Genomic DNA, 20,333 nt, shown 5'->3' with positions numbered 1-20,333 from the left:
CTGAGATTTTGTACAGATAACGCCCTCCAGAACGGCTCTTAGGGGCGTTATCTGTACAAAAAACTCAATCAGTGAGGACCTTATGGGTGAGGAACTCGCCCACGTGTCCGATCTCCTGCTGGTTGATGCCGTGCCACATCCCCGTGTAGAGCACTTTGGTGAGGTCAACGTGCTTGCGCACCCAACCCATGGTGTATTCGATCTTGTCTTGGGTGATGACGGGATCCTGCTGGTCACGGCCCCAGAACATGGGCAACGATCCGTCCAGTTCACTGTCCCGGAAGGCGGCGTCAGCGCCGGCGTCGATCACGAAGCCTGAAAGCCCGACGACGGCGGCGAAGTCCGCGGGACGGTAGCGGAGCATGGTGGTAGCCATCGCCATGCCCATGGAGAAGCCCAGCAACGTCACTGACGAGTGGTTTGCTTTGACCGTGTCCAGCCATTCGAGCGCATACTCGGCTGCGTGCTTCACGGCGTCCAGTGAGTAGTCGATCGATGCTGTCAAAGGGAACCACGTAAAGCCCGGCCCCATGGGCATCGGCGCGCGAAGGGCAGCCACTACGAAGCCTTCGGGAAGCAACCCGGCCAAGCTGAAGAGGTCCTCCTCGTTGGAGCCGTAGCCGTGCAGCAGGACCAACAGCGGCTTGCCTGCGCGCTCTGCTTCATCGTGGGACCACAGGACAACGGGGGCTGGAAAGGCGGGTGCTTCAGTCATGGCTCCATTCTTGCAGTTACCCACAAGTAACAACCTACGGTGGCGTAGGGTCGACGTCACGGTGCAGGATATGAGCGTGAGTGAGAACAATCCTTTACTGAAGCCGGGCGAGCCCGTCCCGGAGCCCCACGAACCCGTTCAAAAGCACCCATGGACCCGCTATGTGGCCTTGGGTGACTCCTTCACCGAGGGCATCGGCGATCCCGAACCCCGGAACCCCGGCGGTCACCGTGGTTGGGCGGATCGAGTGGCCGAGGAATTGGGCCGCGGCCAGGACGACTTCGCCTATGCCAACCTTGCCATCCGTGGCAGGCTGTTGCAGCAGATCATCGATGAACAAGTGGGCCCGTGCTTGGAGCTGCAGCCTGACTTGGTATCCATTTCAGCTGGCGGCAACGACCTCATCCGCCCAGGCGGGGATCCCGACCTATTGGCCGAAAAGCTCGACGCCGCTGTGGCTGAGCTGAGCTCCGGCGGCGCTACCGTGGTCCTTTTCAACGGCCCGGACACGGCAGCATCGGTTCTGGGGCGTATCCGCGGCAAGGTTGCCATTTACAACGAGAACCTCCGGACCGTGGCTGCACGCCACGACGCCATCATCGCGGACATGTGGTCCTTGCGGCAGCTGGCAGACCCCCAAATGTGGGATGCCGACCGCCTGCATTTCTCCCCGCTGGGCCATCACACCATCGCCATGATGGTGCTGGACGCACTGAACGTCCACCACACTCTTGAGCCCCTGATGCCAAAGTCCCTTCCGCCGCGCACGTGGCGTGAGGCGAGGTCTTCGGACCTCGTCTGGGCCCGCGAGTACTTTGTCCCATGGGTGATCCGGAGGCTTCGGCATCAGTCCTCCGGCGATGGCATCAGTCCAAAACGTCCGACGCCGGGTCCCGTCTTCGGTTCCACCGGCACCCTGCTGCCACGCCGCTGACGTGACGCTTCTTCGCCGCGAGGTCCGCCATGCCGGGTGGTAGCTCCCTGTCCGCGGAGAGCGTCCGGCGGATACGGCTCCGGCGGCAACAACTGCGGGCCCCCCACGCCGGAGGCCCCGCGGACGTGGTCCGTAACCTCCTGGCCGTCCAGTCACAGGAGTTCGCTTATGCGAGGTGGACCCTCGCGCAGAGAAGCTCCGCCGGCTCGCCACCGGTGGTCACGGCCGCGGACGTGGAGCAGGCCGTAGCGGACGGAACCATCCTGCGGACACACATCCTCCGCCCCACCTGGCACTTCGTGCACCGGGACGACCTCGGCTGGTTGATGGGATTGTCCGCAGACCGCCTCCACCAAGGCAACAAAGGCATGTACCGCCAGACGGGAATCGATGAGGACGCTGCTGCCGCAAGCGGCCGGATCCTGGCCGCGGCCGTGGCGGACGGGGCCCACAAAACGCGGGAGGAACTGGCCGCAGTCCTGGGACAAGCCGGCTTCCCCAGCAAGGGCCTGGGCTTCATCTATCACCTCATGCACGCAGAAATCAGCCGTGTTCTGGTCAGCGGCTCCCCCGTCCGTTCCGCCGGCGGCGCCCTGAAACAAACGTATGCCTTGTTCGAGGAACGCGTTCCCGGGTTCCTAACCTCACCGTTGGCCGGGGAGGATCGTGAACAGGCACTTGGGCAATTGGCGCTGCGATACTTCAGCAGCCGGGGCCCCGCAACAGTCAAAGACTGTGCGGTGTGGTCCGGGTTGACCATGAAAGACGTGAAGCGGGGAGTTCAGGTGGCCCAGGACATCTCTCCCGGCAGCTTGGGCGCCCTTCTGCTCGATGGACTTGAGTATTATCTGGCTGCGGAGGAAGTAGACACCCTCGCCAGCGGGGACCATCCCTGGACGACTGCGGACCCTGCGCTCCCCCGCATTGACCTTATCCAGTGCTACGACGAGTACGTGATGGGCTACTCGCAGTCCCGGCACTTCCTGGGCGGAACGGCGCCATACTTCCCCGAGGATAACGGACCCATGCACGTGGTCCTGCTGGATGGCCGGTTGGCCGGATGGTGGCGTCACGGATTCTCCGGCGGAGTCTGCGAGCTGGACGTGCGAATGAACCGGCCGGCAACTGCGGAAGAGCAGGACGCCTTGCAGGCAGAGGCGGATCGTTACGGCCGGTTCCTGGGCATGGAGACCAAGCTGGTGTGAAATAGCAGGGGCTTGTTCCGGGAGACGGGCCGCGTCCAGGTGGCAGGACTAAGCTGGGTTAAGACCTAGGAGGCCTGCACTGTGAACAATCTGATCTTCTGGATCATCGTCTGCTCGTGGCTGATTCCCCTCGGAATCCGCATGTACAACCGCTCCCGGGCGCGCCGGATCCAGAACGACACCTTCCGCGGCCCGGGGTACCCGCCGCAGAACCTGCCGGGACCGGGGTATCCGCCGCAGAATTACCAGCAGCAGGATTACCCGGGACAGGGCTACCCGGCGCAAAGGTACCCTTCACCGGGCTACCCGGGCTACCCGTCCGAGCCCACCGTCATCCGCCCTGTGGATGACGCGCCGCAGTCCGTGCCGCCGTCGAACCCGTCATCCCCCACCCCGTTCGCCTCGACGAGCGGGTCCGAGCCGCAAGGATACCGGGCTCGCAAGCTGGCCGAGCTGGATACAAAATTTAGCAACGGCGAGATCGCCATGGAGGATTACATGCGGCAGCGCGGCGAGATCATGAATGGCTGAACTGCCTGGCATCGGACGTTCCTTGCCGTTTAAGCAGGGTCAGCACACCAGCGTTTAGGCGAAAAACGCTTCGCGGAGCTGGGCTGAGAGCTGGCCGATTTCGGTGAGGAAGCCATCATGGCCGATCGGCGCTTCAATGACGTGGACCGGCACCTCGCCAGGCAGCGCAGCGGCCAGTTCCCGGGACTGGGCCGGGAAGTAGAGCCTGTCACTGTCCACAGCCGCCACGAAGAACTCCGCCGTGGCACCCGAAAGCGCCGCTTCCAACGATCCGCGCCCCCTGGTGACGTCGTGGGACATCAGTGCCTCGGTGATGGCGATGTAGCTGTTGGCGTCAAAGCGGCGGACCAGTTTGGTTCCTTGGTGGTCCAGGTAGCTTTCCACCTGATACCGGCCCCGCTCGCCCAATGCTGCGGCGGCGAGCGGAGTCTCCTGGTGCTGGGCTTGCCGGCCAAAGCGGACGTCCAGCTCCAGTGCCGAGCGGTAGGTGATGTGGGCGATGCGCCGGGCCAAAGCCAAACCGTGCTCAGGCGCGGGGCCACCGTAGTAGTCGCCGTTGTTGAAATTCGGGTCCTGCCTGATGGCCAGGGTTTGTGCTTGGGCAAAAGCAATCTGCTCGGCCGTGCTGTAGGCGCCTACTGCGATGACTGCGCAGCGTTTGACCCGATGGGGGTATGTCACAGCCCACTCAAGGGCGCGTGCGCCGCCCATGGATCCGCCCAATACGGCGTGCCAGGCGTCGATTCCCAGGGTATCGGCGAGGCGCGACTCTGCCTCTGTGCTGTCGCGCAGGGTGACCAGCGGGAATCGCGAGCCCCACGGGCGTCCATCCGGGGCTTCGGATGATGGACCGGTGCTGCCGTAACAGCCGCCCACGATGTTGATGGAGATGACAAAGAACTTGTTGGTGTCGATGGTGGCACCCGGACCAACGAGTTGCTCCCACCATCCTTCCTCGTCCGTGGCTCCGCGGGCTACGTGCGTACTGCCGGTGAGTGCGTGCTGGATGAGCACCGCGTTGGAGGCATCCGCGTTCAGCTGCCCCCAGGTCTCATAGGCGAGTACGACGTCGGGGAGGAATCCGCCGGCTTCAAGTTCCAGTGGGCCGATGCCGGCGTACTTGACGGTTCCGTCTTCTTCTCCGGATTTTGGAAGGGCTGTAGCAGTAATGGTCATTCCTTTGACACCTTAACCTCGCGCTTGCCCGTCGCCTTGCGTGCGAACAGGCCAGGTCTTCACCCGGGGCACCCCACCGCGGAGGAGGGTTGCCGGCCAGCAAGCCGGGGCTGTGTGCTGGCACTCATGACCTAATACGAAGAGTCTAGGAAACACAGGGGGGTTCTGGCGAAGAATGTGACAACAGTGTGACGGTCAAAGGTCATTTCGTTCGCCTACGAGCACCCGCCGCTGCCGCCCGGCGAATTTTCGTCGGCGCGGGCGGCAGTCGGTCTGGTGCGTTGGGCCGTGGGCGTCAGGCGCCCTTGGCAGCCCGGAATCCGGCTTCGAGGTCCGCGATGATGTCATCTACGTGCTCGATACCGACGGACAAGCGCACCAGGCCCGGGTTGACGCCGGCAACAAGTTGCTGCTCCGCGGTCAGCTGACTGTGCGTCGTCGACGCCGGGTGGATGACCAGCGAGCGGACGTCACCTATGTTGGCAACGTGCGAGTGCAGTTCCAGACCATCCACAAAACGCTTGCCCGCTTCCACGCCACCCTTGATGTTGAAGGCAACGATTGCCCCCGTGCCCTTGGGTCCGTACTTCCGGCCACGGTCATACCACGGGCTGGATGGCAGGCCCGCGTAGGCGACCGATTCGACGTCGTCGTGGCTTTCAAGCCACTCAGCTACCTTGGTGGCGTTCGCTACGTGACGCTCCACGCGCAGGCTCAAGGTCTCCAACCCCTGGGCAATGAGGAAGGCGTTGAACGGAGACACGGCCGAGCCGAGATCACGAAGCAACTGGACGCGGGCCTTGAGGATGTAGGAGAGGTTGGCACCCAACGCACCGTCCTTGCCGAGGTCCCTGGCGTAAACCAGCCCGTTGTAGCTGGGGTCCGGGGTGTTGAAGCCGGGGAAGCGTTCCGGGTCCTTGCCGAAGTCAAAGTTGCCGGAGTCCACAATCACACCGGCAATTGCGGAACCGTGACCGCCCAGATACTTGGTTGCCGAGTGGACCACAATGTCAGCGCCCCACTCGATGGGACGAATGAGGTACGGCGTTGACAGGGTGTTGTCCACGATCAGGGGCACGCCGGCCTCGTGGGCGACGCGTGCGATGCCCTCGATGTCCAGCACGTCCTGCCGAGGGTTGGAGACAACCTCGCCGAAGAACAGCTTGGTGTTCGGCTGGACGGCGTCACGCCACTGATCCAGGTTGTCCGGGTCCTCCACGAAGGTGACTGAGATGCCGAATTTCTTCAGAGTGTGTGCAAGCAAGTTGTAGGTGCCGCCGTACAGACTGGGGCTCGCCACGATGTGGTCGCCGGCCTCAGCGATGTTCAGGATGGCGAACGTCTCCGCGGCTTGTCCTGAGCTAAGCAGGAGTGCTCCCAGGCCACCTTCCAGGCTCGCGATCCGCTGCTCCACGGCATCCTGCGTCGGGTTGCCGATCCGGGTGTAGATGGGTGCGAGCTCCGCCAGGGCGAAGCGGTTGGCAGCGCTCTCGGCACTGGGGAACACGAAGGACGTGGTCTGGTAGATGGGAAGCGAGCGCGCTCCGGTGGCTGAGTCCGGCTCCTGGCCTGCGTGGATTTGGCGGGTTTCGAAAGACCATCCTTGGGACATGGAGTTCTCCTGTTCGTGACGCATGGGTTTGGCAAGCAGTGTGGTGCAGCTGAACTGGGGCCAGTCTAGGAACTGTCCGGAAGTCAGAACAGCTTTATGACGCCGATGGAATCTTTCGGTCTCTTCGCGTCCTCGCATGACGCCCATAGCGAAAGTTACACAGATCCCACCTTAGTTAGGCTTGACTTAGCTGAGACACTGATCACAAAGTGCCAAGATGAAGCCATGCGCATGGATCACGTCTCTTACGCCTGTGAACGAGATGGCCTTTTGGCCACTACCGAACGAATTTCCGCGGCATTGGGAGTGGACGCTGTCCGGGGCGGAGTGCACCCGCGCTTCGGTACCCGGAACATGATCATTCCCCTCGCGGATAACAAATACCTGGAAGTTGTGGAGGTCCTGGACCACCCTGCTTCCGACAAAGCACCCTTTGGCCAAGCCGTCCGTGCACGGTCGGCTGCCGGTGGAGGTTGGATGGGCTGGTGCGTCGCCGTTGATGACCTCGCCCCGTTCGAGGACCGCCTTGGCCGCTCCGCCGTTCCCGGCAACCGCAAGTTCCCTGACGGCCGCGAATTGGTGTGGCAGCAGATTGGTATCCTCGGCTTGATCGCCGATCCCCAGGTGCCGTACCTGCTCAAGTGGGAGGGCGACCCCTCACTTCACCCGTCCAGGATTTACGAGAGCGACGTCAAGATGTCCAGCCTCACCATTGCGGGCTCGGCTGAACGCGTCACCGAGTGGTTGGGTGAGCCGGTGGAAAAGCCGCTTGAGGATGTCGCAGTCCAGTGGATGGCACCGCACGGCACCCCCGGCATCCTGGCTGTCACTTTCGAAACCGCTACTGGAGCCGTCACCATCTAAAGCAGTTCCATCCAAACTTCGGCCGCCATCAGCGGGTGCCAATGACGTCACCCAGCGATGGCGGCCGAATACCTTTAACGTGCGCTCTAACCGAGGCCTATAGCCTTGCCGAACAGGCTGAAACCTACGAACGCTACGATGTCCAGCAATGCGTGGGCAATCACCAAGGGCATGACCCGCTTGGTCTTGGTATAGATCCACGCGAACACCAACCCCATGACCACGTTGCCGATGAACGGCCCAAAACCCTGGTACAGGTGGTAGCTCCCCCGCAGGAGGGCACTGACCACAATGGCTACCGGCATGCTCCATCCGAACTTGCCAAAACGGTCCATGAGGTAGCCCACCACGATCACTTCTTCCACGATCGCGTGGCGCATGGCCGAGAGGATCAGCACTGGCACCGTCCACCAATAGGCGTCCAGGCCGCTGGGCACAATCGCCGTGGTGATGCCCAGGGCGCGGCCGGCGGCGTACAGGCCGAGCGAGGGGATTCCAATCACAGCCGCCAGGCCAAGACCCTGAAGAAGGTCCTTGCCGGGACGGGCAAAGTTGAAGCCGAGCCGTGCGAACGCTGAGCCACCGCCACCGTCCTTGTGTCCGGGTGCGTGGGTGGATAGAAAGTAGAACACCAAGGCCACCGGCACCAGAGCGAACACGATGTCCAGGAGTTGGTACGTGAGGTCAAAGTACTCGCGCGTGCTCTGGGAGCGGTTCAGCGTTGATGTGGCATCTGCCAACGGTGCCCGGGACATTTTGTCCAGCAGCTGCACTACGGAGTAAACGGCCGACTGGCCCAGGGACAAACCCAGCACAATAAGTACTTCGGCTCGCAGCCGTCGACGGGAAGCAAGGAACATGTTCCTATCTTGCCCTTACTCCCTGCCACTTTGCCGGGAACAGCGCACCTTGCCGGACCTGGCACGGCAGCCACCCTATGCTTGGTGGGATGGGCGCCCCTGAGAGAATCTTCATGATCCGGCATGGACAGTCTGCCGCTAATGCCGACACCTCCATCTACAACCGTGTGCCGGACTACCGCATCCCGCTGACGGACCTAGGCGTGGAGCAGGCGAGGATCGCCGGGGAACACCTGCGCCGAAAGCTCGATGGTGAGCAGGTCTGCGTCTACGTCTCCCCCTACCTGCGTGCCTATCAGACCCTTGAAGCCATGAACCTCGGCTCCCTGGTGGAGAGGGTCATAGAGGAACCCAGGCTTCGCGAACAGGACTGGGCAAACTTTCAAATCGCCGGGGAGATCGAGGACCAAAAGGAACTGCGCAACCTCTACGGCCACTTCTTCTACCGGTTCCGCGAGGGCGAGTCCGGCTCGGATGTGTGCGACCGGGTGTCATCGTTCATGGAGACGCTGTACCGGCACTGGCAGAAGCCTACGTACGCCCCCAACACCCTCCTGGTGACTCACGGGCTGACCATGCGCCTGTTCTGCATGCGATGGTTCCACTGGACCGTGGAATACTTCGAATCGCTCAACAACCCGGACAACGCCGAGCTACGCACCTTGATAAAGAACGACGACGACCAGTACAGCCTGGATATACCGTTCAGCCAGTGGGTGCCCAGGGAGGTAGACGACTCGGTCCTGCACGCACCAAGGATGCGCTTCTAGCTTCTCCTTACGGCCAAATATCAGCTGGCTGGCGCGACGATGACTTCCGTTCCCTTGGCTTCAAACGCCGCTTTGTTTTCGGCGCTGATGCCGGAGTCCGTGATGAGGTGCCTAAAATCGTAGCCGGCCATGGCGGCGAAGGAACGGCGGCCCACTTTTGAGGAATCGGCCACCACATAGGACTCTGTTGCCCGGCGTGCCATCACGGTGTTGACCATGGCTTCGCCTTCGTCCGTAATGGTGGGGCCGAGATCCGGGTCCACGCCGTTGACGCCAATGAAGGCAATATCCAGGGCAACTTTCTGCATGATGACGTCCGTGTACGGACCCACCAGTTCATAGGAGCGCGGATTGAGGATCCCACCGGTGACCATGATTTTGATGTTCGGCCGGACAGCCAACTGTGAGGCGATGTTGATCGCATTGGTGACCACGGTAAGGGTGGGTGTGTGGGATGGCGCGTTGAGGTCTTCCCGTGTGGAGAGCACCTGAGCCAATGCCGTGTTGGTGGTACCGCCGCTGAGGCCAATGACTGCACCGGGACGGATCAACGCTGAAGCGGCCAAAGCAATCTCCTGCTTGGCCTCGGCGTGGTCGTCCCGGTTGTACCGGCCGGGAAGGTCGTAGGCGACGGACCCGGTGGTTGCACCGCCGCGGGTGCGGCTCAGCAGCCGCTGCTTGGCCAGGCTGTCAAGATCCCTACGGGCCGTGGCAGGTGACACGCCCAGGCGGGTCACGATGTCCTCGACTTCCACGTGGCCGGACTCGGCCAGGAGGTCGAGTATGGCAGTCAGCCGATCGGTGCGGGTCATGACAAGCCTTTCGCGGGTTCGGCGCTAATTCGCTTTAGCGAACAGCGTCAGCATACGTGCAGACTCCAGCACAAGGGCTTCACGGCCGGCCTTGATGTATTTCCGGGAATCCACCACTGCAGGATTGGCATCGAGATACTCACGGACGGCGCGGGTAAAGAACCCGTTCAAATGTGTGGATACGTTGATCTTAGTCATACCCGCGCGGATAGCGGCTATGAGCATGTCATCTGACACACCGGATGAGCCGTGGAGGACCAGTGGTTTTCCCACCGCTGTCTTCAGCCTGGTGATGAGGTGCAGATCCAGGGCGGCACTGCGTTCGGTCATGGCGTGGGATGAGCCAACCGCCACGGCCAGGGCGTCCACGCCGGTTGCCTCGACGAACGCCCGGGCTTCGTCGGGGTCTGTTCTGACACCGGGAGCGTGTGCTCCGTCTTTACCACCCACTTTTCCCAGCTCGGCCTCTACGTAAACACCGCGTTTGTGGGCGTAGGCGGCAACCCTTCGCGTGACTTCTACATTCGAACCGTAGGGCAGATGCGCGCCGTCGTACATGACGGAACCGAAACCGAGGTCCACAGCGGCCAGCGCAAGGTCTTCGGATTCTGCGTGGTCCAGGTGGAGGGCAACAGGGACAGCGGCTGAGCGGGCGATGGCCAGTGCCGCCGATGCGATGGGCTCAAGTCCGCCATGGTACTTGGCGCAGTTCTCGGAAATCTGCAGGATCAACGGCACGCCGGCTGCCTCAGCCCCTGCCACCAGGCCTTCGGCGGTTTCGATGTGAATGATGTTGAAGGCGCCCTGGCCCGCGCCAGCTGACGCGGCCCTGTCCATGAGTTCCCGTGTATTGACCAGGGTCACCGGGTCTCCTTCCATGTGACGATCAATTGCTCTTGAAGTTCCTGGTACCGCGGTGAGATTTCGCCTGCGGCGGGCATGAGAACGGCCGCGGCCGACCATGCGGTGGCACGGCGAAGAATGTCGCGGGGCTCGGTAACGCCTTCGGCGAGTGCGACGGCGGCAGCCGCCACACCGGCGTCGCCCGCCCCTGTGGGGTTGCCACTGAGCGCTTCGGGCAGCCGTGCGCTCCAGTAGCCGCCCGGGGCGGCGTGGTCGAAGGCGAGCATGCCGTCCGCGCCGGCGCTGACCAGGACCGTGCGGGCACCCATATCGATCAGAGCCAGAGCGGCTGCTTCCAGGCTGGACTCCCCCGTCGCCTCAGCGAGCTCGTGATGGTTCGGTTTGAGGATGTCGGCGCCGGCTTTGGCTGCGGCGATGATCCCGGGACCGGAGGTGTCGATGATGGCCGGGATACCGGCGTCGTGGGCCAAGCGAACCAGTTCCGGGTAGAAATCCGCGGGAGCGCCCGGTGGCAGGCTTCCCGAACCGACCAGGACGGAGGCCTGCAGGTTTCTATTTCCGCTGACCGCCTCAACTACGGCGATCCGAAGTGAGCGCCAATCGTCCGGCAGGAGCGCTTGTCCCTCCTCATTGAAAATGGACGTTTCCCCGGCGACGGTATCCACCAGCGCGATGCTGCGGCGGGTCTCGGCGGCGACTCCCACCAGGGAGTGCGGCACTCCGCTGGTCCATAGTTCAGCTGCGAGGGTCTGCCCCGCCGCACCGCCGGTGGGTGCAATGGCGAGCACGGGGTATCCGAGTTGGTGGGTGACCCGGGCTACGTTGATCCCCTTGCCGCCGGCACGGCTCAAAGGGGTGGGCACGCGGTGGCTTGAGCCCTCGGTGATCCCGTGGACGGTGTAGGTCATGTCGATCGCCGGATTGGCAGTGACGGTGATGATGCGGTTCACGTTGGCTCGCTTCATTGTGCGCCTCCTAACACTGTCCTGGCGTTCATGGCCGCACCGAGCAAGCCTGCGTCCTGTCCCAGCTGGGCACGGATGAGCTGGGGCCGACGCTGAAAGTCCAGGATCCCGTCAACCCGCTTGCGGAGCGGCTCCAGCAGTTCGTCGCCGGCTTCGGCGAGTCCGCCGCCAATCACCACGGCTTCAGTTCCAATGATGTTCACGCATTGGCAGATGGTGAAAGCAAGGGCATCAACGGCATCGTCCCAAACGCGTGCAGCGACTGTGTCTCCTGCGCTCGCCCTAAGCAGGACCCCGCGTGCACCGTTCACCCGGTTTCCCGATGCCCGGTGGTACCGCTTGGCAATGGCGCCGGCCGAGCCTACTGCTTCCAGGATGGTGGAACCGGTGGCGCCGGGGGCGGCGTCGGGGTCCGGTACCTGGGCATGGCCGAGTTCGCCGGCGAAACCGCCGGCGGTGACAGCCTTGCCGCCGGAGAACACGGCTGCGGCGATGCCGGTACCTACCACCATCACCACAACATCGTTGAACTCTTTGGACCCGCCGAAGCTGTGTTCAACAGCTGCAGCGGAACGGACATCGTGGTCGAATGCGACGGGGATGCCGAGCCGCTTTTCGGCTTCGGCTTTGAACGGGAAGTTCCGCCATCCGAGGTTGGCGGAGTAGATACCCACTCCGGCCACGGAGTCCACGATCCCGGGGACAATGATGCCTGCTGCCTCGGCGGGGGCTTCGGGAAACTCCGAGGCCAACTCGGCTTTAAGCTCGGCAAGCCTGTCCAGGACAGCTTCGCCGGGGCTGGCCGGATCCAGCGGCGTGGGGACGCGGCGCATGCCCAGGACAGCACCCCTGGCGTCCACCAAACCTGCCTTGATGTCCGTCCCGCCAACGTCGAAGGACAGGACCGGTGAATTTGCGGCTCCGAGAACCATGATGGGATGCCTAGGCGGAGGCGTCGAGAATAACGGAGCGCGTCAGGTTGCGGGGCAGGTCCGGATTCAGGCCACGGACGCGTGCACGCTCCAGGGTTACCTTATGGACACGTGCCAGTTCAGCCAACGGGTGCTTAGCCGTGGTGATGTAGAGCGCGCCCGTGACGGCCATGTCAGCGTCCAAGCCCTCGGGCTGGTTTCCGAACAACCAGGTGACGCGGCCGGGGGCGGCGATGGAGATAGGGCCGTGACGGTATTCCTTGGCCGGGTAGGACTCGGTCCACCCTTGGACTGCCTCGCGCATTTTCAGTCCGGCTTCATGGGCCAGCCCAACCGTCCAACCGGTACCGAGGAAGGTGAATTGCTCAGCATCGAGCAGTTCCCGGGAGACCTCTGCCGTCACTGCGTCACGGGCATCCTCGATTGCCTGCTGTACGTCAATGTTCAGGCTGGTCAGCAAATAAACCAGCGCCGTGGTGGCGAAGCGGGTTTGCACCACTGAACGCTCATCGGCATATGGGAGGCCAACCACGACGTCCGCCAGCTCGACGATCGGTGAGGAGGTGTCGCCGATGATCGCAACGGTGGGGACGATCCCCCTCAGCTCAGCCAGAATCTCCAGCACCTCAGTGGTGGTACCTGAGCGCGTGATGGCCACAACGGCGTCGTACTGGCGGTCGGCACTGTTGCTGTTCAGGAAGGCCTCGGACGCTGCGAACGCATCCGTGACCCCTTTACCAGCGGATTCGCGTGCAGCGGCGTAGCTCTGGGCCATGAACCAGGACGTGCCACAACCGATCACGGCGATGCGCTTGCCGTCGGCGGGAAGCAATTGCTCCGCACGGGCTTGCTCCACGGCGCGCTGCCAAACTTCGGGCTGGGATACCAGCTCTTCTTCCATGAAGGCGCCCAGTGTGTTCTCGCTCATCGTGTGTCCCGCTCCTGCTCAGCCAAATGACGTTTTCTGATCTATAGAAACACTAAACGATCATTTTCGATCTCACAAGGATCACCTGAGCGCAAGGACCACACAATAGGCGAGCACGTGACAGAGGGGTAACAAAACAGGGAAAACATGTTCTCTGATGTGCACTTAAGTTAACCGGCTGTTAACTATTGTCAATTCCTGTCTCATGCAGCAGTGTTAGTTAGGTCCGAAAGAACATGATTGTAAATAGCTTGGAAAAATCAAGAAGGAGCATAATGCCCCGCTTGTCATCCCCTGGACGCCTCGCCTCATTGAGTTTGGCCTGCGTCGTCGCCTCATCCTCTTTAGGTCTGCTGGCCATTCCGCCCGCTGCCGCAGCCCCCACCGCCCAACCAGCAGATATCGTCAGCGCTGCCGACACTGCCACCATCACCTCAGGCGAACTCCACGTTGACGTCGCCACTACGTTCCCGCAAGTCCTCGGCTACACGGACGCTGCAAGCAAAGCCCGCCTCGACGGCACCACCACCCGACTCACCACCATCACGCTCAATGGCACGGAGTACACAGTCTCCGGAACATCCTCCGCCTCCGGGGAAGAGGCAAGGGACTACGTCCTTACGGTTCCCGAGTTCGGCAACACCGTGCTCAAGGCCCGGCTTTCAGTGAAGAAGAACGTGGTCTCCTTCAACATCACGGAAATCAAGGACTCCGCGGAACACCAAGTCAGAACCCTGCAACTCCCCCGGATGAACCTGGTGACCGTAAGCTCCACGCAGCAAGGATCCCAGGTGTCCACGGCAAACCTTTCCGTGGACCGGAGCGTGACGGGAGACGAGTTCACGCCCATCACGGCGTCCACTCCTGTGGATGCCGCTGCCAAGAGTTCGGCCTACGCGCTGGCCAACACTGCTTCCTTGGGTGCCGCCGTCGAATCCAACGCTTTATATGACACGTCCTCCGGGCCCGGTTCGAAGGACCGCGGCCGCTTTTGGCGCCAAGCCATCAGCGACGGGGCAGGCGGAGTGTCCATGGGCGTGGCCAGCGGCCAGTGGCTCTACCGGGCCGAGGGCTCCACCACTACCGAGGAACTCCCCTGGACCCGCGTCGCCATTACCTCTGACGCCAACAACGACGGCGGCGTGGACTGGCAGGACGCCGCAATCGCCATGAGGTCCATCCAGGTCAGCCCCAACAAGGGTGAACAGACCCCGGACAATGTGATCACCCACATCCCGTTCAACTTCGCCTCGCAGGCAACCCACCCGTTCCTGCGCACCCTTGATGACGTGAAGCGCATCTCCCTGGCCACCGACGGGCTCGGACAAGTAGCCATGCTCAAGGGCTACACCAGCGAAGGCCACGACTCTGCCAACACGGATTACGGCAACAACTTCAACACCCGCGCAGGCGGCCTCGGGGACTTGAACACGTTGGTCAAGGAAGGCAAGGAATGGAACGCCAGTTTCGGCGTCCACATCAACGCCACTGAGATCTACCCTGAAGCGAAGTCCTTCAGCGAAGACCTCCTGCGGGCAGATAAGGGCCTGGGCTGGAACTGGCTGGACCAGTCGTACTACATGAACCAGCGCCAGGACATTAACTCCGGCAAGCTCGCCCAGCGCATCAAGGAACTTCGCGAGGCCACAGACAAGAACCTGGACTTCGTGTACGTGGACGTCTACTACGAGTTCGGCTGGCTCGCCGAACGGCTTCAGCAGGAACTCGTCAAGAACGGGTTCCGTGTGGGCTCCGAATGGGCCGACCACCTGTCCCGGAACAACACCTGGTCCCACTGGGCCAACGACGAAAAATACGGTGGCTCCACCAACAAGGGCATCAATTCCCAAATCCTGCGCTTCATCAACAACACCCAGTCAGACGTCTGGAACCCCGATCCCAAGCTCGGCGTAAGCCACATCGTGGAGTTCGAAGGCTGGACGGGACAGAACGACTTCAACGCCTTCAGCGAGAACGTCTGGACCGCCAACGTGCCGGCGAAGTTCCTCCAGCACCACCCCATCACCAAGTGGACTGCAGAGCGGATCGACCTCGCCGATGGTGTGGCCGTCACTGGAAACACCGCCGAAGAACGCAACATCACCGTGGGCGGCGCATCCGTATTGCAGGGTGGAACCTACCTCTTGCCGTGGTCCTCCAAGGAGAACGGCAAGGCTGACAAGCTCTACTACTACAACCCCGCCGGTGGCGCCAGCACCTGGACCCTTACTCAGGACTTCGCCAAGTCCAGTTCGCTGGAACTGTTCAAGCTGACCGACAACGGACGTGTGAAAGTGGCCGACGTCCCCGTGGTCAACGGACAGGTTACCGTCACGGCCGACCCCAAGCAGGCCTACGTCCTTGCCCCGAAGAACAACAAGGCCGACCTGCCCAATAACGCCGACTTCGGCGAGGGCACCGCTTTCAACGATCCCGGCTTCAACGGCGCAGACCTCTCCCCATGGACCCCCACGGGCACTGTCACCCAGGTCCGCGACGACAAAGGCCGCCGTTTCGCCGAGATGGGGGCATCGCCGTCGTCGATCAGCCAGGAAGTAAAGCTGGACGCAGGAACCCAATCCGTCAGCGCCTGGATTGAAATCCAGCCGGGCAAGAACCGTCCCACCACGCTCTCCGTCAGCGTCGACGGCAAGACCGAAAGCGTCACTATCGATTCGTCCAACGCGGAAAACTACGTGGCCGGCGACGAAAAGCACGGTACCGCATTCCAGCGTGTGCGGGTGTTGGTGGACGTGCCGCGGAACAACACCAAAGCCACAGTTTCAGTGAAAGCGGCCGACGGCGATGCGCCGGTACGCATCGATGACTTCCGGGCGGTGAAAACCACCCGGGTGGCCACCACCGGTGTGCTCAGCGAAGACTTCGAAAACGTGGACCAAGGCTGGGGGCCGTTCGTCAAGGGCGACGCCGGAGGTTCCACGGATCCACGCACCCACATCACCGAACGCCACGAACCCTTCACCCAAAAGGGCTGGGACACCAACGTGATCGACGAAGTACTGGACGGCACGTGGTCGCTGATCGCCCATGACGAAAACCTCGCTCCCAACGGCGGCCCGGGCATGGTCTACCGCACCACCGAGGCATCCGTGCCGTTCCAAGCGGGCCACAAATACAGGGTGTCCTTCGACTACCAGAACTCCAAAGCCGGGCAGTACGCCTGGGTTTCCGGTTATGACTCGCAGGCAGGCCCGGCCGTGACGGCCAGCCAGCCCATCGACGCGAAGACGTCCACCGCGCGGTTCGAGCAGATCCTGGACACGGGCTTCTGTGGAGACTACTTTGTGGGGCTGCAGCGCACGGGCAGCTCGAACGGTTCTGATTTCACGTTGGACAACTTCCTGGTGGAAGACCTGGGCGCCTCGGAAGCCGTCCCGGCCTGTGCCCAACTCTCGGCAGAACTTCAGAGCGACGTAGTCCAGCAAGGCAAGGCCCAGGAGTTCGTCACCACATTTGTGTCCGACGAACCGGCAGCCATCAGTGACCTCGCCGTTGCTTTGGAACTGCCTGAAGGCTGGACGGCAACTCCTTCCACACCGTCTTCCGCGGACACCCTCCCCGCCGGCGGTACGCTCACCACCACATGGAAGATCACCGCACCCGCTTCTGCTGATGGCGACTACCCCATCACGGCCAAGGCAAGCTACACCACTACTGCTTCGCCCGCGGGAGGCCGAACCATCAGCACCACCACCACCGTGCGGACACTGCCCAAGCCGCCCCAGGCCACCGTGTTCGCCAGCGACCACCCTTGGGTCAGCTCCACCAACGGCTGGGGACCTGTTGAAAAGGACCAATCCAACGGCGGAACCGGGGCCGGCGACGGAACGCCACTCACCCTGAACGGAACCGTCTACGCCAAAGGCCTGGGAGCCCACGCCAACGGTACTGTCCGCTACTATCTCGGCGGCTACTGCACCGCCTTCACAGCAACAGTGGGAATTGATGACGCCCAACCGACGCGGGGCAGCGTGAAGTTCTCCGTGGTAGCCGACGGCACCACCAAGGTCACCACACCCGTACTTGGAGCCACCAGCGCTCCCCTGCCACTGACCGTGGACGTCACCGGCGCCCAATACGTTGAACTGGTAGCCAACGACGCCGGCGACTCCAACGGCAACGACCACGCAGACTGGGCCGATGCCAAGTTCACCTGTTCGACCACCCCGCAGGAACCTCCGGCCCCCGTCCTCTCCGGCAGCGTCTTCGCATCGGACCTCCCATGGATCGGCAGCACCAACGGCTGGGGCCCCGCCGAACGGGACCGGGCCAATGGCGAGCAAAACGCCGGTGACGGACCAGCATTGCGGCTCGACGGCGTCGAATATGCCAAAGGCATTGGAGTCCACGCCGACTCGAAAATCAGCATCGCCACCGAAGCCAAATGCAACGCCTTCACCGCCTCGGTGGGAGTGGACGACGCCAAGCTGAACAAAGGCCTGCACGGATCAGTGGTGTTTATCGTCAAGGGCGATGGCCGCGAACTCCTCCGCACGCCCGTCCTCAGCGCCGATTCCGCAGCACTACCCCTCAACGTGGACATCACAGGTGTCCAGAACGTCGAGTTGATCGCCGACAAGAACGGCGACGACGCTGGCGACGACTGGGGCGACTGGGCGGACGCGAAGTTCAGCTGCGCATAGTCCATCTTTCCCTCAGTAAAGAAGGGCGGCGTTCCCACCGGAACGCCGCCCTTCTCCATTGCCTTCTTAGACGACGCGCACGCCGGCCCGCCACACGGAATGAGTCAGGGGAATTCCGGGACGGTAGGCCAAGTGCGTGGCCGACGGCGCCTTCAGCATATGCAGATCTGCGCGATGTCCGATGACCAGCGAACCCACCGCCCGTTCGCCGTCGACGTCGTTCCCCGACTCCCTGCCCAGCGCCAAGGCGCCGCCGTACGTCGCCGCCCGGACGGCCTCGTGAACACTCAAACGCATCTGGAGCACCGCAGTGGTCACGCAGAACGCCATTGAACTGGTGTACGAGGTCCCCGGGTTGCAGTTGGCAGCCAGAGCGATCTGCACGCCGGCGTCAATCAGTGCACGGCCCGGGGCAAGGGGCTGGCGGGTGGAGAGATCGCATGCGGGAAGGCACGTAGCAACCGTGCCTCTGGTGCCGCTCCCCGTTGCCGGATCCCAGCCAGCCCACGATTCCGCGAGCGCCAGTACGTCCTTATCCGACAGGTAGTTCACATGGTCCACGCTCGCAGCCGCGAACTCCACAGCCAGGGCCACACCGGGCCCCTCGCCCAACTGGTTGCCGTGGACCCGCAGCCCCAGGCCAGCGTCGCGCGCAGCCGTCAGGACCCGACGCGACTGATCCTCCGTGAAGGCCCCGCGCTCGCAGAAGACGTCCGCCCAGCGGACGTGCGGCAGGACGGCGTCGAGCATGGGGCCGCACACCAGATCGGTGTACTCCTCCGGATCGGAGCCGTTGGGGACCAGGTGTGCACCAAGGTAGGTGACCTCGTCCACTTCAGCTGCAGCGATGCGGGCGCTGCGGGCCTCGTTCTCCACGTCCAAGCCGTAGCCGGTCTTGCTCTCCAAATACGTGGTTCCCTGCGAGACCGCCTCAGCCACGCGGTCGCGCACCAGGCGGGTCAGTTCGTCGTCGCTGACGCTGCGCGTGGCACCCGTGGTGACGGCGATGCCGCCGGCACTGTAGCTTTCACCAGCCATGCGGGCTTCGAACTCCGCCGTGCGGTCCCCGGCGAAGACAAGGTGCGAGTGCGAATCAACCCAACCGGGCAGGACGGCTCGGCCCTGGGCGTCGATCTTTTCGTCAGCCGCGGGGGCGTCCTTACTGGTCCCCAACCACGCGATGCGCTCTCCTTCGATCACCATCGCCGCATCCTTGAGGACCCGATGCTCCAGGTCCTGGGTCATCAATTCGCCGATGTTGGTGATGAGGGTGGTGGTTGGATTGGTTGCGCTCATGACCCTATTGTTCAGCGCCGAATGGACCAACGTGCGGCCGCGAGCTGCTCCGCTGTCCGGGATTCCGGACTGTCGGGCGTGACGTCGCCGAGGATGAGTGCTGCGGCCAGCTCCGCGATGGCGGAGGATGTCTGGAAACCGTAGCCACCTTGTCCGGCGAGCCAGAAGAAGCCGGATGCTTCGGCGTCGAACCCCACCACAGGGATTCCGTCCGCGGCTTCTGTCCTGAGGCCCGTCCATGCGCGGTCCACAGAACGGATGCCCAGCGATGTTACAGCGTTGAGCTTGCCGATCAACGCCTCCACGTCACCGGGGTAGGGTTTCGCGTCCTCCGCGCCGCTGGGCACGGTTTCCGACGGCGATATCAGCACCTGGTTGCCCTCGGCGCGGAAGTAGAACGAATCGTCAGCTGCACAAACCATGGGTGTTTCCGGCGTCAACGGGTTCTGGACGTTTACGATCGCGGCGGTCCGCCGATAGGGTTGCAGGCCCAGCTTCTCCACGCCGCTGATGACAGCCAGTTCATCGGCCCACGCACCTGCCGCATTAACCACGACGCCGGACTGAAAGCCTTCGGTGCCCGCCCCCACTTGCCAGCCGCTCCCCAGACGCTGGGCCGAGTGAACTTTGGCCCCGGTGATAATGTCCACGCCTGCAGCTTCTGCGGTCCGGCGGTGATCGTCCAGCAACAACGGGGCGTTGCAGCCGAAGGAACCGTTGTCCAACCCTGCGGCTGTGAACGAATCCGGGTTGAGGGCCGGGCACAGCTGCATGGCTTCTTCGTGGGTGATGGTGTGCATGTTGCCGCTAGCCTCTGCACGCACGGTTTCCTCGTCGCCCACCAGCATGAAGCCGCGCGGAGTGAGAATTGGTTCTGCTGCCTCCGCGTCCCGTTCTGCCAGCATTTCGAGTGTGCGGATGGTCAGGTCCTGAACCACTGCCGGACCATAACTGGGGATCAGCTGCCGGGCCGAGCGCGAGGAAGTGTGGAAGGCCAGGGTTTGCTCCGCCTCTACAAGGGCCACAGTGCACTTGCCTGCCAGGGCCGCTGCCAAGGACAGTCCCCCGATGCCGCCGCCAACGATTACCACGTCATAATTCGAAGCCATAGCTCCATCCTGTCAGACCGTAGCCGGGCGTGGACATCTTGGCCCACGGCAATCCCGCCACCCCCACGCTCTCTCACATCCCGGCCCCTAAAACCC

Annotated in this window: 17 protein-coding genes and 1 riboswitch; of the genes, 6 read left to right on the top strand and 11 right to left on the bottom strand. The window is 63.0% G+C overall.

Annotated elements, in window-relative coordinates; genetic code table 11:
• Positions 1-64 precede the first annotated feature (64 nt).
• Positions 65-715 (bottom strand): alpha/beta hydrolase, encoded by a 651-nt coding sequence (locus tag LDN70_RS07110; RefSeq protein WP_142939733.1) that lies wholly within the window; start codon positions 713-715, stop codon positions 65-67.
• A 70-nt stretch (positions 716-785) separates the two neighbouring features.
• On the opposite strand from LDN70_RS07110, the gene LDN70_RS07105 reads away from it, so the two are divergent.
• The 3 genes from LDN70_RS07105 to LDN70_RS07095 all read left to right on the top strand — a co-directional run bounded on the left by LDN70_RS07105 (position 786) and on the right by LDN70_RS07095 (position 3,385).
• Positions 786-1,649, top strand: a complete 864-nt coding sequence (locus LDN70_RS07105; RefSeq protein ID WP_223942156.1) for an SGNH/GDSL hydrolase family protein — start codon at positions 786-788, stop codon at positions 1,647-1,649.
• A gap of 29 nt (positions 1,650-1,678) precedes the next feature.
• The gene (locus LDN70_RS07100) at positions 1,679-2,854 is read left to right on the top strand and encodes a winged helix DNA-binding domain-containing protein (RefSeq protein WP_223942155.1); all 1,176 of its coding nucleotides are present in this window, start codon (positions 1,679-1,681) and stop codon (positions 2,852-2,854) included.
• Between the two features lie 81 nt (positions 2,855-2,935).
• A complete protein-coding gene (locus LDN70_RS07095; RefSeq protein ID WP_223942154.1) occupies positions 2,936-3,385 on the top strand; it encodes a hypothetical protein in 450 nt (149 codons plus the stop codon).
• A 54-nt stretch (positions 3,386-3,439) separates the two neighbouring features.
• Here the strand turns inward: LDN70_RS07095 and metX are convergent, their stop codons facing one another.
• Together metX and LDN70_RS07085 are read right to left on the bottom strand one after the other, a co-directional pair.
• A complete protein-coding gene (gene metX / locus LDN70_RS07090; RefSeq protein ID WP_223942153.1) occupies positions 3,440-4,561 on the bottom strand; it encodes a homoserine O-acetyltransferase MetX in 1,122 nt (373 codons plus the stop codon).
• 15 nt (positions 4,562-4,576) lie between these two features.
• Positions 4,577-4,693: riboswitch (SAM riboswitch) on the bottom strand.
• Between the two features lie 163 nt (positions 4,694-4,856).
• On the bottom strand, positions 4,857-6,173 hold the full coding sequence (locus tag LDN70_RS07085) for a bifunctional o-acetylhomoserine/o-acetylserine sulfhydrylase (protein WP_223942152.1): 1,317 nt from the start codon (positions 6,171-6,173) through the stop codon (positions 4,857-4,859).
• A gap of 225 nt (positions 6,174-6,398) precedes the next feature.
• Between LDN70_RS07085 and LDN70_RS07080 the strand changes: the two genes are divergently transcribed.
• Entirely contained in the window at positions 6,399-7,037 is a 639-nt protein-coding gene (locus tag LDN70_RS07080) for a VOC family protein (RefSeq protein WP_043469963.1), read from the top strand.
• An 86-nt stretch (positions 7,038-7,123) separates the two neighbouring features.
• Here LDN70_RS07080 and LDN70_RS07075 read toward each other — a convergent pair whose 3' ends face one another.
• On the bottom strand, positions 7,124-7,897 hold the full coding sequence (locus tag LDN70_RS07075) for a CPBP family intramembrane glutamic endopeptidase (protein WP_166843058.1): 774 nt from the start codon (positions 7,895-7,897) through the stop codon (positions 7,124-7,126).
• Positions 7,898-7,986: 89 nt separating this feature from the next.
• On the opposite strand from LDN70_RS07075, the gene LDN70_RS07070 reads away from it, so the two are divergent.
• Positions 7,987-8,667, top strand: coding sequence for a histidine phosphatase family protein (locus tag LDN70_RS07070; RefSeq protein ID WP_223942151.1), 681 nt, complete (start codon positions 7,987-7,989; stop codon positions 8,665-8,667).
• Between the two features lie 20 nt (positions 8,668-8,687).
• On the opposite strand, the gene LDN70_RS07065 is transcribed toward LDN70_RS07070, so the two are convergent.
• From LDN70_RS07065 to LDN70_RS07045, 5 genes are read right to left on the bottom strand one after another with little or no spacing between them, the layout of a single operon-like run.
• Entirely contained in the window at positions 8,688-9,479 is a 792-nt protein-coding gene (locus LDN70_RS07065; RefSeq protein WP_166843056.1) for a DeoR/GlpR family DNA-binding transcription regulator, read from the bottom strand.
• Positions 9,480-9,503: 24 nt separating this feature from the next.
• Positions 9,504-10,358 carry a class II fructose-bisphosphate aldolase gene (locus tag LDN70_RS07060; protein ID WP_142939742.1) on the bottom strand — a complete coding sequence of 285 codons (855 nt, stop codon included), beginning with the start codon at positions 10,356-10,358 and terminating at the stop codon, positions 9,504-9,506.
• Positions 10,340-11,308, bottom strand: coding sequence for a 1-phosphofructokinase family hexose kinase (locus tag LDN70_RS07055; protein WP_142939743.1), 969 nt, complete (start codon positions 11,306-11,308; stop codon positions 10,340-10,342). Before LDN70_RS07055 ends, LDN70_RS07060 begins: the two co-directional genes overlap by 19 nt.
• Positions 11,305-12,240, bottom strand: a complete 936-nt coding sequence (locus LDN70_RS07050) for an ROK family protein (protein ID WP_223942150.1) — start codon at positions 12,238-12,240, stop codon at positions 11,305-11,307. The genes LDN70_RS07055 and LDN70_RS07050 overlap by 4 nt, the downstream gene beginning before the upstream one ends.
• Positions 12,241-12,250: 10 nt before the next feature.
• Entirely contained in the window at positions 12,251-13,168 is a 918-nt protein-coding gene (locus LDN70_RS07045) for an SIS domain-containing protein (RefSeq protein WP_142939745.1), read from the bottom strand.
• Positions 13,169-13,443: 275 nt separating this feature from the next.
• Between LDN70_RS07045 and LDN70_RS07040 the strand changes: the two genes are divergently transcribed.
• A complete protein-coding gene (locus LDN70_RS07040; protein ID WP_223942149.1) occupies positions 13,444-17,832 on the top strand; it encodes an endo-alpha-N-acetylgalactosaminidase family protein in 4,389 nt (1,462 codons plus the stop codon).
• Positions 17,833-17,898: 66 nt separating this feature from the next.
• Here LDN70_RS07040 and hutI read toward each other — a convergent pair whose 3' ends face one another.
• Both hutI and LDN70_RS07030 read right to left on the bottom strand, forming a co-directional pair.
• Positions 17,899-19,128 carry an imidazolonepropionase gene (gene hutI, locus LDN70_RS07035; RefSeq protein ID WP_223942148.1) on the bottom strand — a complete coding sequence of 410 codons (1,230 nt, stop codon included), beginning with the start codon at positions 19,126-19,128 and terminating at the stop codon, positions 17,899-17,901.
• A gap of 11 nt (positions 19,129-19,139) precedes the next feature.
• Positions 19,140-20,237, bottom strand: coding sequence for an NAD(P)/FAD-dependent oxidoreductase (locus LDN70_RS07030; RefSeq protein WP_166843051.1), 1,098 nt, complete (start codon positions 20,235-20,237; stop codon positions 19,140-19,142).
• Positions 20,238-20,333: the final 96 nt, after the last annotated feature.

Origin of the sequence: Arthrobacter sp. StoSoilB22 (genome assembly GCF_019977315.1) — a bacterium.
GTDB lineage: Bacteria > Actinomycetota > Actinomycetes > Actinomycetales > Micrococcaceae > Arthrobacter.
This window is presented reverse-complemented; position numbering and strand designations above follow the sequence as displayed.

Coding starts and splice junctions, on each gene's coding strand:
- LDN70_RS07050 (WP_223942150.1), bottom strand. CDS start 12,240: ATGGTTCTCGGAGCCGCAAATTCACCGGTCCTGTCCTTCGACGTTGGC.
- hutI (WP_223942148.1), bottom strand. CDS start 19,128: ATGAGCGCAACCAATCCAACCACCACCCTCATCACCAACATCGGCGAA.
- LDN70_RS07100 (WP_223942155.1), top strand. CDS start 1,679: ATGCCGGGTGGTAGCTCCCTGTCCGCGGAGAGCGTCCGGCGGATACGG.
- LDN70_RS07030 (WP_166843051.1), bottom strand. CDS start 20,237: ATGGCTTCGAATTATGACGTGGTAATCGTTGGCGGCGGCATCGGGGGA.
- LDN70_RS07065 (WP_166843056.1), bottom strand. CDS start 9,479: ATGACCCGCACCGATCGGCTGACTGCCATACTCGACCTCCTGGCCGAG.
- LDN70_RS07070 (WP_223942151.1), top strand. CDS start 7,987: ATGGGCGCCCCTGAGAGAATCTTCATGATCCGGCATGGACAGTCTGCC.
- LDN70_RS07040 (WP_223942149.1), top strand. CDS start 13,444: ATGCCCCGCTTGTCATCCCCTGGACGCCTCGCCTCATTGAGTTTGGCC.
- LDN70_RS07060 (WP_142939742.1), bottom strand. CDS start 10,358: ATGGAAGGAGACCCGGTGACCCTGGTCAATACACGGGAACTCATGGAC.
- metX (WP_223942153.1), bottom strand. CDS start 4,561: ATGACCATTACTGCTACAGCCCTTCCAAAATCCGGAGAAGAAGACGGA.
- LDN70_RS07080 (WP_043469963.1), top strand. CDS start 6,399: ATGCGCATGGATCACGTCTCTTACGCCTGTGAACGAGATGGCCTTTTG.
- LDN70_RS07105 (WP_223942156.1), top strand. CDS start 786: ATGAGCGTGAGTGAGAACAATCCTTTACTGAAGCCGGGCGAGCCCGTC.
- LDN70_RS07085 (WP_223942152.1), bottom strand. CDS start 6,173: ATGTCCCAAGGATGGTCTTTCGAAACCCGCCAAATCCACGCAGGCCAG.
- LDN70_RS07055 (WP_142939743.1), bottom strand. CDS start 11,308: ATGAAGCGAGCCAACGTGAACCGCATCATCACCGTCACTGCCAATCCG.
- LDN70_RS07075 (WP_166843058.1), bottom strand. CDS start 7,897: ATGTTCCTTGCTTCCCGTCGACGGCTGCGAGCCGAAGTACTTATTGTG.
- LDN70_RS07110 (WP_142939733.1), bottom strand. CDS start 715: ATGACTGAAGCACCCGCCTTTCCAGCCCCCGTTGTCCTGTGGTCCCAC.
- LDN70_RS07045 (WP_142939745.1), bottom strand. CDS start 13,168: ATGAGCGAGAACACACTGGGCGCCTTCATGGAAGAAGAGCTGGTATCC.